The 13,145-nt window shown below is 43.7% G+C and carries 11 protein-coding genes; 6 read left to right on the top strand and 5 right to left on the bottom strand.

Annotation, left to right across the window (positions count from 1 at the left end; all coding sequences use genetic code 11):
* Nucleotides 1-2 precede the first annotated feature (2 nt).
* The 5 genes from atpD (at nucleotide 3) to V202x_RS21340 (ending at nucleotide 4,133) form a co-directional block, all read left to right on the top strand.
* Nucleotides 3-1,457: a F0F1 ATP synthase subunit beta gene (atpD, locus tag V202x_RS21360; RefSeq protein ID WP_145178874.1), complete on the top strand. Its 1,455-nt coding sequence runs from the start codon at nucleotides 3-5 to the stop codon at nucleotides 1,455-1,457.
* Nucleotides 1,458-1,542: 85 nt separating this feature from the next.
* Complete coding sequence (locus V202x_RS21355; protein WP_145178873.1) at nucleotides 1,543-1,944, top strand: FoF1 ATP synthase subunit delta/epsilon; 402 nt, start codon at nucleotides 1,543-1,545, stop codon at nucleotides 1,942-1,944.
* 109 nt (nucleotides 1,945-2,053) lie between these two features.
* Nucleotides 2,054-2,254 carry a hypothetical protein gene (locus tag V202x_RS21350; RefSeq protein WP_145178872.1) on the top strand — a complete coding sequence of 67 codons (201 nt, stop codon included), beginning with the start codon at nucleotides 2,054-2,056 and terminating at the stop codon, nucleotides 2,252-2,254.
* A 199-nt stretch (nucleotides 2,255-2,453) separates the two neighbouring features.
* On the top strand, nucleotides 2,454-2,942 hold the full coding sequence (locus tag V202x_RS21345; protein WP_144985742.1) for a hypothetical protein: 489 nt from the start codon (nucleotides 2,454-2,456) through the stop codon (nucleotides 2,940-2,942).
* Nucleotides 2,943-2,972: 30 nt separating this feature from the next.
* On the top strand, nucleotides 2,973-4,133 hold the full coding sequence (locus tag V202x_RS21340) for a hypothetical protein (protein ID WP_145178871.1): 1,161 nt from the start codon (nucleotides 2,973-2,975) through the stop codon (nucleotides 4,131-4,133).
* Between the two features lie 141 nt (nucleotides 4,134-4,274).
* On the opposite strand, the gene V202x_RS21335 is transcribed toward V202x_RS21340, so the two are convergent.
* From V202x_RS21335 to hpnH, 4 genes are all read right to left on the bottom strand, one after another.
* The gene (locus V202x_RS21335) at nucleotides 4,275-7,178 is read right to left on the bottom strand and encodes a DUF1559 domain-containing protein (protein ID WP_145178870.1); all 2,904 of its coding nucleotides are present in this window, start codon (nucleotides 7,176-7,178) and stop codon (nucleotides 4,275-4,277) included.
* Nucleotides 7,178-7,576, bottom strand: a complete 399-nt coding sequence (locus V202x_RS21330; protein WP_145178869.1) for a BlaI/MecI/CopY family transcriptional regulator — start codon at nucleotides 7,574-7,576, stop codon at nucleotides 7,178-7,180. Before V202x_RS21330 ends, V202x_RS21335 begins: the two co-directional genes overlap by 1 nt.
* 366 nt (nucleotides 7,577-7,942) lie before the next feature.
* Nucleotides 7,943-8,677, bottom strand: coding sequence for a hypothetical protein (locus V202x_RS21325; protein ID WP_145178868.1), 735 nt, complete (start codon nucleotides 8,675-8,677; stop codon nucleotides 7,943-7,945).
* Between the two features lie 463 nt (nucleotides 8,678-9,140).
* Complete coding sequence (gene hpnH, locus V202x_RS21320) at nucleotides 9,141-10,301, bottom strand: adenosyl-hopene transferase HpnH (protein WP_232098618.1); 1,161 nt, start codon at nucleotides 10,299-10,301, stop codon at nucleotides 9,141-9,143.
* 140 nt (nucleotides 10,302-10,441) lie between these two features.
* On the opposite strand from hpnH, the gene V202x_RS21315 reads away from it, so the two are divergent.
* Nucleotides 10,442-11,638 (top strand): mandelate racemase/muconate lactonizing enzyme family protein, encoded by a 1,197-nt coding sequence (locus tag V202x_RS21315; RefSeq protein ID WP_145178866.1) that lies wholly within the window; start codon nucleotides 10,442-10,444, stop codon nucleotides 11,636-11,638.
* A gap of 8 nt (nucleotides 11,639-11,646) precedes the next feature.
* Here V202x_RS21315 and V202x_RS21310 read toward each other — a convergent pair whose 3' ends face one another.
* Nucleotides 11,647-12,627: a hypothetical protein gene (locus tag V202x_RS21310; protein ID WP_145178865.1), complete on the bottom strand. Its 981-nt coding sequence runs from the start codon at nucleotides 12,625-12,627 to the stop codon at nucleotides 11,647-11,649.
* Nucleotides 12,628-13,145 lie beyond the last annotated feature (518 nt).

Below are 13,145 nucleotides of genomic sequence, written 5' to 3'. Positions count from 1 at the left end.
CAATGGCGACAACGGAAGCCAGTACAACAAAAACAGTTGGTAAAATCACACAGATCATTGGCTCAACATTCGATGCTGAGTTCCCCGAAGACCAATTGCCTGAAATCTACAATGCACTTATTGTAGATGAGACGATTAAAGGCGTGGAAATCAAAGTGGCTGGTGAAGTTCAACAGCACCTGGGTGGTAGCCGTGTCCGTTGTGTGGCCCTGGGGTCAACCGATGGTATGGTCCGGGGAATGAACGTCACCGACACCGGTGCACCTGTCTCAGTTCCTGTCGGTAAAGAAACATTAGGCCGCGTTTTTAACTTGCTTGGTGATCCCGTTGATGGTCGCGGTGAGGTGAAGACTGAGGAACGCTGGCCTATTCACCGTCATTCGCCTGAACTGGATAACCTGAGTGCTAAGACAGAACTGTTTGAAACTGGTATCAAGGTGGTTGACCTGCTCACTCCCTTTGTTCGTGGTGGAAAAGCGGGCTTGTTTGGTGGAGCCGGACTCGGCAAGACTGTGATTTTGACTGAGTTAATTGCTCGAATCGCCAGTGCTCACGGTGGTTATTCTGTATTCGCTGGTGTGGGGGAAAGAACCCGTGAAGGAAACGACCTCTGGTTGGAAATGCAGGAAACAAAAATTGGTCAGACAGATCGATCTGTGATTGAGCAAACCTGTATGGTCTTTGGTCAGATGAATGAGCCTCCCGGAGCACGTTTGCGAGTTGCTCTCTCTGCCTTGACTATGGCAGAATGGTTCCGTGATACCACGGGGACTGATACCCTACTGTTCGTTGACAATATCTTCCGATTTTCACAAGCAGGAAGTGAAGTATCGGCGCTGTTGGGACGTATGCCGAGTGCTGTGGGTTATCAGCCCACCCTGGGAACAGAACTGGGTGAACTCCAAGAGCGAATTACCTCAACAAAAAATGGAGCGATCACCAGTGTGCAGGCAGTTTATGTACCTGCTGACGACCCCACCGACCCTGCTCCTGCCACAGCGTTTTCTCACTTGGATGCGTTCATTTATCTGGAACGAAAGATCTCTGAAAAGGGTATTTATCCGGCGATCGATCCGCTCGCCTCTTCAAGTCGTATTCTGGACCCGCAATATGTGGGAGAACGTCACTATCAAGTGGCACGTGAAGTTCAGCAGACTCTGCAACGTTATCGTGAACTTCAAGACATCATCGCCATTTTAGGTGTTGATGAATTAAGTGAAGAAGATAAATTGGTCGTTCACCGCGCACGTCGTATCGAACGATTCTTATCACAACCCTTCCTGGTTGCTGAAGTGTTTACCGGTAAAGCAGGAAAAATTACTCCACTGGAAGATACGATTCGCAGCTTTGAAGAAATCTGCGCTGGTAAGTGGGACCATCTTCCTGAAGCCGCATTTATGTATGTTGGTTCTGTAGAAGAAGCTGAAGAACAAGCCAAGAAAATGGCAGAAGAATAAATAGACTTTAATTTAATATTGTGATCGGCCATTCCGACCACAAATTCAATTTGACGACCTGTTTCAAAATGTGGTTAGACCACCAATGGCACAAGAATTTCGATTTTTATTAGTGACTCCGGAAACAACTCTGTTGGATCTCTCGATTCAGAGCCTGCGTTGTACTTTGTTTGATGGACAAATCGGGATTCTACCAGGCCGCATGCCGATGGTCGGTCGACTCGGCCATGGTGAACTCGTCTACAAGTCTACGGAAGGAACAGAGAACAATTACTTTATTGATGGTGGCTTTTTACAAGTTCAAGGCAACGTCATTTCCGTTTTGACAGAACAAGCGCTTCCCATCAGCGAACTGGATGCTGCAGAAGCTGAGAAACTTCTGGAAGAAGCGCTAGCCAGACCGGCTATTGGCGACGATCAATGTGATGCTCGCGAACGAGATCAAGACCGTGCACGCGCCATGCTGACGCTGGCGAATCAAAAGTAGTCGGCCCTCATTTCGAATCAATGCCTCTTGATTTATTCAGCAAATTCTCGTAAATAATGTGAAACTCATTGGAGTGATTTCACTTTATTGAATTTGACTGGAGTTGATCATGACAGAGGAACGTGACTCGCATGCTCCCCAACGATCACATGTTGGTGTCCATTTCAAGTGCTGTAACGTCTATTCCCACATCTATATGAATCATGATAAGTCTGCTTATGCCGGTCATTGTCCTAAATGTGCTTCCCGGATCGAGATCCCTATTGTCAAAGAGGGTGGCTCCTCAGACAAATTCTTTACGGGTTCATAACACTCTGATTTACAATACTTTAAGGCAAGCATAAAACTCCAGTTCCTGCAAAACGGGCTTGTTTACAGCTGCCAGACTCATCTTGAGCTAAATCGTGTTATAGGCTAGTATTCGACCAAGATTATCAAACGAACCCATCATTTGGCTTAGAACGGCCTCACGAAGTTCGATTTCGGGTTTTTAGCTTCGAGTTTTTTAAATGGACTATCATTTAAAGCCATTAGGAAAATCGTGCTCGGCTACAGGAAAAGAATTTACTCCAGGTGAAACAGTCCATTCCGTGATTGTCGAGCAAAATGGACAACTAGTACGACTTGATTATTCACATGATGCGTGGGACGGACCTCCGGAAGGTGCAGTAGGTGAATGGAAGTTGCAAGTGCCGGAGCCAACATCACAAGGCCCTAAAAAAGTCGATGCCGACGCGTTAATGCAATACTTTGAACAACTATACGAAAACCCCAACCAGATTCAGGAAAAATTCCTCTACGTTCTTGCTCTATTTCTGGTGCAAAAACGCCGATTGAAATTAGATGGCTCACGAAATGAAGATCAGACATCTTATCTCCAATTATCAGGAACGCATGGAGAAGGAAACTTCGAGATTCGTGATCAGAGCCTGGAAGAATCTGAAATTGAACAACTGCAACAACAACTAAATACACAATTATTTGAAGACTGGGAATAAGGGGTTCATCCCCGATAACGGATCACGACTATGTTGAATGTTCAGGGAAGAACAGAAACAGCAACGCACCCGCAGCGGTATGCTCGACTTTTCAGTGTCGTGCACAGCACTGTCATGATCCTCTTCATTCTATTGCTTACATCCTGTTCCTCCGTAAGAACATTTCTTCCACAACAAGCCCCTGAGTGTGTCCTGCCACCCAATGCCAGCTACACACAAATCATCAACCACCTGAACTCGCAAACGAATGGCGTCTATGGTTGGCAAGCATCGAATGTCAAAATTCGTGCACGACAGCAAGGCGGCATTCCGATTAGTTTAAATGCCATGTTGGCTGTGGAACAACCAAAACGGTTCCGCTTACGTGCCAGCTCTCCCTTAGGAGCAGAAGTGGACTTTGGATCGAATAATGAACGGTTCTGGTTCTGGGTTAAGCGGAATGAACAAAAACGAGTCTTTACAATTCGGCATGACCAGTATCAATCAATGGGTTCACAATTAAATATTCCCTTTGAACCAAACTGGTTACTTGAAGCCCTGCGGGTGGTACCATTAAATGAAAAAGAACTTTCCATTCAAAAAGAAGGTCAGAACTCTCCAAACATCAAACTGATCTCAGACCGTCTGCTACCAAATGGCAAACTGGTTCAGAAAATCCTGGTTGTTAACCTTTGCACGGGAAATATTATTGAGCAATCGTTGTATGACAGTCGGGGACAACGCATCGCGACTGCGACGTTGGGTGAATACCGCGTTTGTAATAACTCAGGGGCAACACTACCGCATGTGATCAAACTGGACTGGCCCCAAGCTGGAATTGTTTTAACGATGACCATGGCGAACATTGATGTGAATCCCGTAGGTATTCCCAATGAAGTTTGGGGACTTCCACAAATTCCTGGATACCCGGTTTTAGATCTTGGATCGGGATTCCCCAATCAGCCACCCCAAAGAGAAGCCTCCCTCAGACGCCCCACACGTATTGAGTCCCGTGTTGCTGAACTCGAAGAACCAGACTGGTCGCAAGGCAATCCAGGCTTTGAACCAGAATGGAAGCCCACGCAAATCGGCTTTGAAGAACCAGAAACTATTCCAGTCAATGCTATTCAAGACCAACCATTAGAAAACCCATTTCGCTCTCCTGATTCATTCAGTGAACCAGAAGAAGCACCGGGACGCGTTCGACTTTAGCAGTCATCATATGGTGACCACATCAATCTTTTCAGTTCCCGGTGACTGAATCTTGAGTTGACTTAAGTTAGTAGTTGCTCTGATCATACCCACTCATTGTTCTCGGATGAGTATAAAATCCCATTTACATCAACACTAATTTCATGGGATTTTTACAGGGTTACCATCGTTGATCGTAAGCAAATTCCTCAATGTCTTTTGATCAATATTCTCTGAAAGAAATCTGACTGAACCATCACAGAACCCGGCAATAAAACCACCTTGATAAAAGCCACCAAAATTCGGTATTTTCTTACCATCGAATTTGATATCTTCCGGTTTTGTCCATGGAATATCTCGCTTCGCTTCGACAATGGCAATGGTGTTCGATGTACCATCGGTGATATCATAAAATCTCACTCCGCTTTTATTATTCACTCCTCTCTGGCGCCCGCCCCTTCCTGCGCCACCAAATAGGCCACCTGGACCTCCCGCACCGCCACCAGCCCCTCCTTTACCACCAACTCCTCCTGCACCGCCACCGGCTCCTGCTTTACCGCCAGCTCCTCCTTTACCACCGAATGCTCCAAAACCACCGGCAGCGCCGTCCCCTCCCGCTGCACCGAAACCAGCAACTTTCGAACTCTTTCCAAACGCTGTATTCTTACCTACGACAGCAAAATAGGCTGTATTATTTGCGTTGCCGTCTTCAGCAGGACTTCGATACACATCCGGCATTTTCGCGAGTACTTTGAGATTTTGCTCGCTGTCCCATGGTTGGTTCTTTTGATACTCATCGTACAATGCTTTTTGTCCCAGATACGGCAAGATTGCCACTCGCCAACTGTGGGGAGTTTTGCCATCCGGTCCTATGACAACTGCTGGAGGAAAGTGTTTATGAATTGCATAATAATTATGCAAACCCAGCATAATTTGTTTCAGGTTATTCATGGACTGGGTACGGCGGGCTGCTTCACGCGCCTGCAAAACTGCGGGTAAGAGGAAAGCAACCATCTGAATACCAGAATCGTCTGGCAGCGATATCGTGAAACTGACGTTTTCACCTTTTTGAGTCACCTTTGTTGACTTAACAACCTTTTCGGCAAGTTCCATCAAAGATATCAGTGACAATCGCTCTTGCACATTGTCACTACCGATATTCTGTTTCATTTGTTCAAGCATATTTGATGAAAGCGTGAGAATTGCTTCCAGAGTTTTTTTGATGCTCTCACCATTTTTTTCCTGATATAACATAGATGTCAGATCAATCTCTTTGTTTATAGTTAAGCCTAGCAATAAAACATCTGTATTTTCCCAGATCGGCGAGATAACACCTTGGATCATGGGATTGATGACGATTAGATTTGATTGTTTGTTCCAGACAATCTCACGAGCCAATCGAATGTTAAACAGTGCTGCCAGAGAATCATTTTCAACAGTCTTCCATTGCTTAGACCAGCGATTTGAACCACCATGCTGCATCGCCTGAACAATTTGTTGAAGCGATTTCTCTTTGTTGGCAATGATCACCGTTCGATCATTTACAAACAACAATGATTCACCATTGACAGCTCTGGTTTTGTGATATGATTTATCCAGGTAGATCGTTTCAACAAGTTGGCTCCGACTGAATTTCTCCATCATTTTTTTGCGATCGATTTTTTGCTTTGTTTGAATCACGGCAACTGACTCAGGTAATTTCTTATCAGCTTCTGGAGGTAGAAAAATGATTGTCGCAACGTTGATCTCTGCAAACTTCAGTCCTAACACACTAAAGTCGTTCTGCTTACGTTCTTCTGCATCAATCAAATTTCGAATTGGTTTCATCACTTCTTCTGAAAGAATCTCTGCCGGTCGTATTGCGATTACTCCCAGAGCATGATTGGGAACATAATCCATGCTCAATTTGCTCTCTTCAACCTTTTGTTTCGAAGAGATCCCCACTTTGGTAGCAGCGTCCTGTGCCTGAATAAATCGATCCCCCCGAATTCCAACAGCCACAATGCCAATTAACATAATAGATGTGATAGCTACAACACGAGTCGTGTGAGTGACGGTTCCTCTAAAAGGAGCTTTATCTCTAAGCATGTCAATTCGCCTTAAAAAAGTGGACTGTGTGGGTAAAAATGCGCGGGCAGGTCCCCGCACACTTCGATTGGATTGTGCCATTGCCATCTCAGCGAGAATCACTAAATACGAATCTGTGCCTCCTGACGAACGTGCAGCCTCCGCATCAGCGACAAGTTCCTGTTCCAGCCGTAGCCGTGCCGCCAGCCAATGCATTAATGGATGATAGAAATAGATCGACCGGCTAATCTCTGCACAAAGATTGGACAGGAAATCTCTCTGAAGAATGTGTGACAGTTCGTGTGTCAATACTGCAGTCTTTTGATCAGCAGACCATGTACGCCAAACATGGGGCAACAAGATCACCGGACGCCACCAGCCGACAACCGCTGCTGTCGCTAATCGTTGAGTCTCGCGCAAACGAATTGTTGACGAGTAATTGTGCTCCCTTAAAAGACCATCCAGGAGCTCCCGCACGTCGGTACCATCTAAATCAGTCGTATGCTTCAATTCTTGTTTTAAAAGGAAGTAGCCCACACAGAGACGAGTGAACCCCAGTGAAATCCCCCCCAGAAACAAGAACCCAATGATCGCAGGCCACGAGTACGGTTCCTCTAAATTTTCAACAGGATGTTTTCGTTCAAGACCTGCTACAAATCCACTCCAGGCGGAACCCCACACTGATTCTAACTTGACGGGCGCAACATTTGAATTATTCGAATCAGATTCAGCTACAACCGCGTTTTCTTTAGCAATTACCCTCTGATTCATTTGCGGGGCTTCACCTATCGACTGCTTTGTTCTTTCAATACTCCATTTGGGCCAGGGACTGAATGCCATCGACGCCAAAAACAGGGTTATTAACATCGATGAAGAAATCACGAGCGAACGTAACACCGGGCCTCGACTGCGCAGAATCAGATATAAGAAAGCTGAGGCAACAGCAACAATGGTGACTTGCAGACTCAACCAGACAACGCTTACACCAAGGTCATGCATTAGGACTTCTCCCGTAAAATTTCTTCCAGAGCCTTGAGTTCCTTTTTCGTCAGCCTTCGTTCCTCCATTAGCCGCACCAGTAATTTTTCGCGCGAGCCACCAAACACTTTCTGAATCATATCGCCCAGCATACTGCCGGAAACTTCATCAAATGAACGGACTGTACGGTACAGAAAAGGACGCTCCTCATTCGTCTGCTCCAGAAAATCCTTCTCCATCAGGATCCTGACCAAAGTTGCTACAGTGGTATAAGCTAAATCGCGTCCCTTCTTTTGCAGGGCGTCACGCACATCAGAGACGGTTAATTCCGTCTCGGTTTCTGACTGATTCCGATCCCAGAAAACATGCATGAGCTCTAATTCGCGTTCAGTTAGTTCTTTCGCTTTTGGTCTGGCCATAGGGCATCCTTGACTGATTTCTGATTGGTACAACAATATTTGGTTTATTAGATTTGGTTTTATAGTATTCGAAAATCTGCAACTTGTCAAACATAATTTTTATGAATTGTGTGGGTTATCACAGAAACTGAACCCAAGACCGCAGAAACTCAGCCTGCTAGAATCTTACAAATTGCGGCAACGAGTTTAATTCAACGACGGAAAAGAGTTTAAAAATCTTAAATTCAGAACCTATCCTTTAAGGTTACCAGTTATGATTTTAAGTCGTCACCATTCGTAATTTTTCATGGTTAAAAATAGAAACTACAAACACTTTGTTTGAGATATACGATACTTTCGCTTGGGATCGTTTAGAGGCTATTGATACTACTTCACTCTAATTTTAGATATATTTGCAAACCGGTCACAGTGTAGTATCGCGTTTTCTATCTCATCTGAACCTGTTGTGATATCGACGCGATGCTCGACCCCATTAACATCTTCGTACGTTAAATACTGACAAATAAGTACTAATCTGGATATTTTTTCAACCACTAATTCCTCTATTTCTTGTTCGGTATATTTTTTTTCAGAATCCCTTTTTCTAACAAGCACTGTTCCACTCTCATTACTTACATACCCTCTTACTTTAATATCTCTATTCTCGGAACATAATCGCTTAAAAAGAGTTTTATGTTTGTCTAGTTGTGCGAGATAGCTTCCATCATCGCCTGTACGTTCTTTATGATCTTCAGGGCCATAGTAAAATGTTTGAAATCTTACTTCCAGCTTTTCATTTTTTTCTTGATTTGAGAATAGAGAAATTACTTCAGCAGGTTGAATCGCTCTCGAAGTTTCATTTGGTGCGAGGCTATAGTAATACTCATGAGGTTTGAATTTTACAGAAACAGATTGCCCAGTATTTTCTCCGATTTGTTCAACCAAGTATTCAAATTTTTCTTCTTGATAATTAATTTCATTAACTTCATAGTGTTTCGGTAACAGATCCATCAAGTCTGGCGAGTAATATGTAAATCCTCCGACTGTCAACATAATTAATGCAAAATATCGCAATGCATCAGTGAGTTGACTTCCACCTAAAGCAAATTGACGAATTTTCATTTTATCTTTTCAACTAAGAATGTAGACCGATGTACTTTTTTACTGGTGACTAAAATGTGTTCAGAATACTAATATATCCTGCACCAATCTTACAACTAGCAAACCCACTTAGATGAGTAGTGACATCATTTAGAATAAGCCTACATTCGACTGACTTATGGAATTCGTCTAGCCTGACGAAAAGATTATTGTTTTGCCATTTCATGCAAGAGCGACATACCTCGTCTTGCACTTAGAATCGTAAATGCATTGATTTGCTTAGCTGCAAATTCAGAAGCACGTGAGCGAGAATATCACTGTTTTGATCAACTCTCCTTCATCGCTCCAGACTTGTGAGTGCATCATATTCTACTTTGAAAATGATCGTTGATGCAAAATCCGTTGCGTTACTACCACGAACTGCACGAAAGTTAAATACAAGCCGAAATGCTTTTCGTAGTTTAAAAACAAAAAGTACTGACGCTTAGCTTGAAAGATTCAATGCTTCTTCTTCACATGATTCATCTTCCGCAGGCGTGAATTCCAGTTGAACTAGCTCACGATCCCCTACAGTATAATGTGGGGCCGGTATATTATCAGTCGAGTAGTCTTGAATTGCTTTGTTGGAATCTTTCGCTCCAAATAACGTAAGCGAAACTACTTTCAAAAAGCCATTCCATGAGGAAAAGGTTTGATCCACTGCCGTAGGTTCATGTCCACAATGCACCATACAATCACGGCACTTCGAGTTCCCACTTTTGCGACCATACTGCTCCCACCGAGTTGAACTCATCAACTCTTCAAAGGTATCTGCATAGCCTTCCTCCAACAGATAGCAGGGTTTTTGCCAACCAAAAATGTTATAGGTCGGATTACCCCACGGCGTACATTCTAACTCCCAATTCCCTTTTAAGAACTCCAAAAATAATGGCGAATGATTAAATTTCCACTGTTTTTTCGGAACTGCCAGAATCTCTCGAAATTTTTGAATCGTCTGATTACGTTTTAAGAAATGCTCCTGGTCAGGCGCTTTCTCATATTGGTACCCGGGAGAGAGCATCATGCTTTCAATCCCTAATTCTGCTAACTCATCAAACATTTGTCGTACACGCTCTGGATCTGCATTATCGAAGAGCGTCGAGTTAGTCGTCACACGGTGCCCTGCTTTAACGGCAGCTTTGATGGCACTGATCGCTTTATCGTAGATGCCATCTCGACAAACAGCAGCATCGTGGTCTTCTCGAATCCCATCCAGATGAATCGAAAACGTAAGATACTTCGAAGGCGGATAGTTCGCTAAATGTTTTTCGAGTAAGATTGCGTTTGTACAAAGATAAACGAATTTTTTTCTCTCAATGAGCCCAGCAACTATTTCTGGCATTTGAGGATGTAATAATGGCTCGCCACCAGGAATTGAGACAATCGGAGCACCACATTCGTCAACGGCTTGAAAACATTGCTCAGGACTCAAATGCTGCTTCAAAATATGCGAGGGAAATTGAATCTTACCACAACCGGCACAAGCGAGATTGCAACGAAACAGTGGCTCCAGCATCAATACCAACGGATAACGCTTTACACCTTTTATGCGTTGTGTCAAAACATACTTTGCTACGGTCCACATTTGGGAAAGGGGAACGCCCACGATCGCCTCCATCTTGCGAAAACATCCAAATCCATTCAGAATAGGAGAGTCATAGCACTTTTACGAAACCATGTCACCCCCAATATTTCACGTATGTCTCAATAAGATATAGAGTTAAAGAAGGTCCTAAAACAAAGACTATGAGAATTGCCAAACTTTCGGCATATCAGGTACGAATCCCATTACGTCGAAAAATCAAGCACGCATCATTCAGTCGCTCGGAATCGGACTCGATTATCATTCGCTGCCAATTAGAAGATGGGACGGTCGGCTGGGGTGAGTCTGTTCCACGCGAATATGTAACGGGAGAGACTGTCGATTCTGTTTTTTCTCACTATGAAAACACCGATTTTCATTCATTATTGGGTGATGATTGGAATTCATCGGATGAATTGGTCGAGATCTGCCAGCAGATCACATTACCGAAGTTAGCAGGTGCCGATCCTGAATACACAAGAAGAGGCTGCTTTGGAAACGCTGCACGTTGTGCTCTGGAAATCAGTCTGATTGATGCAGCGACTCGAGCAAGTGGCGAATCCTTTTCGTCAATTTTCAAACATCTGCAACAGCGTCAAAACCTGTTTCAATCCGATCAGCCTGTTCGTTATAGTGCTGTGCTCACTTCCATGCGGCCTGCGAAACAATATTTACTATCAATCATGTATCGTTTCACTGGATTCAAACATTGCAAAGTGAAAGTAGGAATTCCAGAGATTGATGATCGAACGTTATTGAAACACTGTCGATTATTTCTTGGCAGCAAGATGGATTTGCGAGTCGATGCAAATGAAGCATGGACCAGAGCAATACTCGAACAAAAAGCCAAAGACTTCACATCATTTCAGATTAGCTCTCTAGAGCAACCTGTACCACATTGTGAAATCTCATCTCTGAAAAATATCGTAAATGAGATCTCGATCCCAGTCATGCTCGATGAGTCATTATGTAGCATGTCTGATGCAGAAACGGCTATTTCGAATGGCTATTGTGATTCTTTTAATCTCCGTATCTCAAAGCTGGGAGGCATCATTCCGACTCTGGATATAGCACATCTGGCTCAGCAGTCAGGACGGCAATATCAACTCGGGTGTCAGGTTGGTGAAACGGGAATTCTTTCGGCAGTTGGTCGACATTTCGCATCAGCCGTCAAAGGAATTACGTTTTTGGAGGGGAGCTATGATCGTTATCTATTAGCCGAAAACGTGATTAATGAAGATATTTCGTTTAAATGGGGAGGGTTTGCTCCCCCATTAACAGGCCCCGGACTGGGCATCACGGTCAACGAAGATCGGCTCAAGAAACTCACGTGTCGAGAACAGCATTGGAAGTTCAGTTAACGATCCAACTAAGGAATCAGGAACACCAGACCTGTGACAGTCAGACTCTCAAATAATGCTCCACGGGGACTGAAAGGAAGTTTTTCAACCTGATATGGAGGACAGTCTCCTGGACGAGCATAACCCAGAGGATATCTGCGTTCGTGTATGGGATAGGCACCGATCATATAAGGTAGAGCAGGAATTCGTCCAAAGAAGCGACCTGCTGAAATAAATGGCTGAAGTGCGCCGTAATTATATCCATATCTTTCTAGATAAGGCTCTTCAAAATAAAGCGGATTATAAACAAGCCCGGGTGCTTCCCACTCTTTTGTTGTGACCGCCCAATTTCGTGATTCTCCCATCACAACTTGACGCGCTGGAATCTTATCTAAATGTTCTGCAGCGGTATTTTGGGGCAAGTCTCCTGCCGGTTGTTTTATATTGGTCGTTAATTGAGAAAGTGGTGTCAGACCAAGCTCAACCAGTTGAGGCGATTTCGATTTCGGTAACTCTGTCTTTTTTTCTTCGGTCTCATATTTGATGTTTGTATTAAAAGTCACTTCGCTTTCACTGAGGATTTCGGGCGTCTCAGTCGGCTTGAGATCAGATAGTACAGGCTTCTGCGCTACAAGCGGAATTTCCAGTTCCATTTGAGATTCAGTTTGCGGATTGAATTCCCGTTCCGCTAATTCGATGGAATGAAAATCTTCAAACTCATCAAATTCAAGAATGGGCTCCGTTTTTTCTGAAACGTTCTGATGTCTTTGACGATTTTCTGCTTGTTTATTGAAGCCGGTAACCCTGAAATGGTCAGCTTTTGCGACATCAGACGTCTTATTTTTATGGGATTGATTTCTCAGACTGGCAGATTTGGAAATGGCTTCGATTTTGCGTTGATCTAGTTCGGGAGGGATAGAAAAATGCGCACCTTGTTTTACAGAACAACCACTTATGAAAAGGCAGCTCAGGTATGTAACGACCCATAAATGAATTGTCAGCCACCTCATCAATTTAGGTGCTCCGGTAATTTATTTTAGCTTTATAGCTGGAATCGAATGTATATGAGTACTCACTGTCCTTTATCGGCACAGTTCTACTCTGCGGGATATTTATGACACTCTAAGCAGTAAGGTCTTTGTATCATTCCCATCTATCCTCGACAAACCTGATGGATATCACACAGAACCGAAAGTATACATAACGTCACTTTTTAATAAAAATCATTGTGTTTACGAGTTATTCTCACTTTAAAAATGAATAGACAATGGTCAAAGCTCTCAATTTATCGTTAATAGAGCGTATACCAGTTAAGAAATAGGAGTTCGTGATAAAGAATATCAATCTAATTGATTAGACCGAGTGTGACGTTTGTGTAACCATGAGCTTTACATTTTTTGTAGATGGTTAAGCTGCGTTAATAATGATTGACATACCTTTTAGTGAGTAAAGATAATGGGGGGCGAGAAAGATATCAAAACCTTAAGCATATCCTTTAGTACACTTCTGGGTAACGATCAGCCAGCGC

It is taken from the genome of Gimesia aquarii (genome assembly GCF_007748175.1).
In the GTDB taxonomy this organism is placed as follows: Bacteria; Planctomycetota; Planctomycetia; order Planctomycetales; family Planctomycetaceae; genus Gimesia; species Gimesia aquarii_A.
This window is presented reverse-complemented; position numbering and strand designations above follow the sequence as displayed.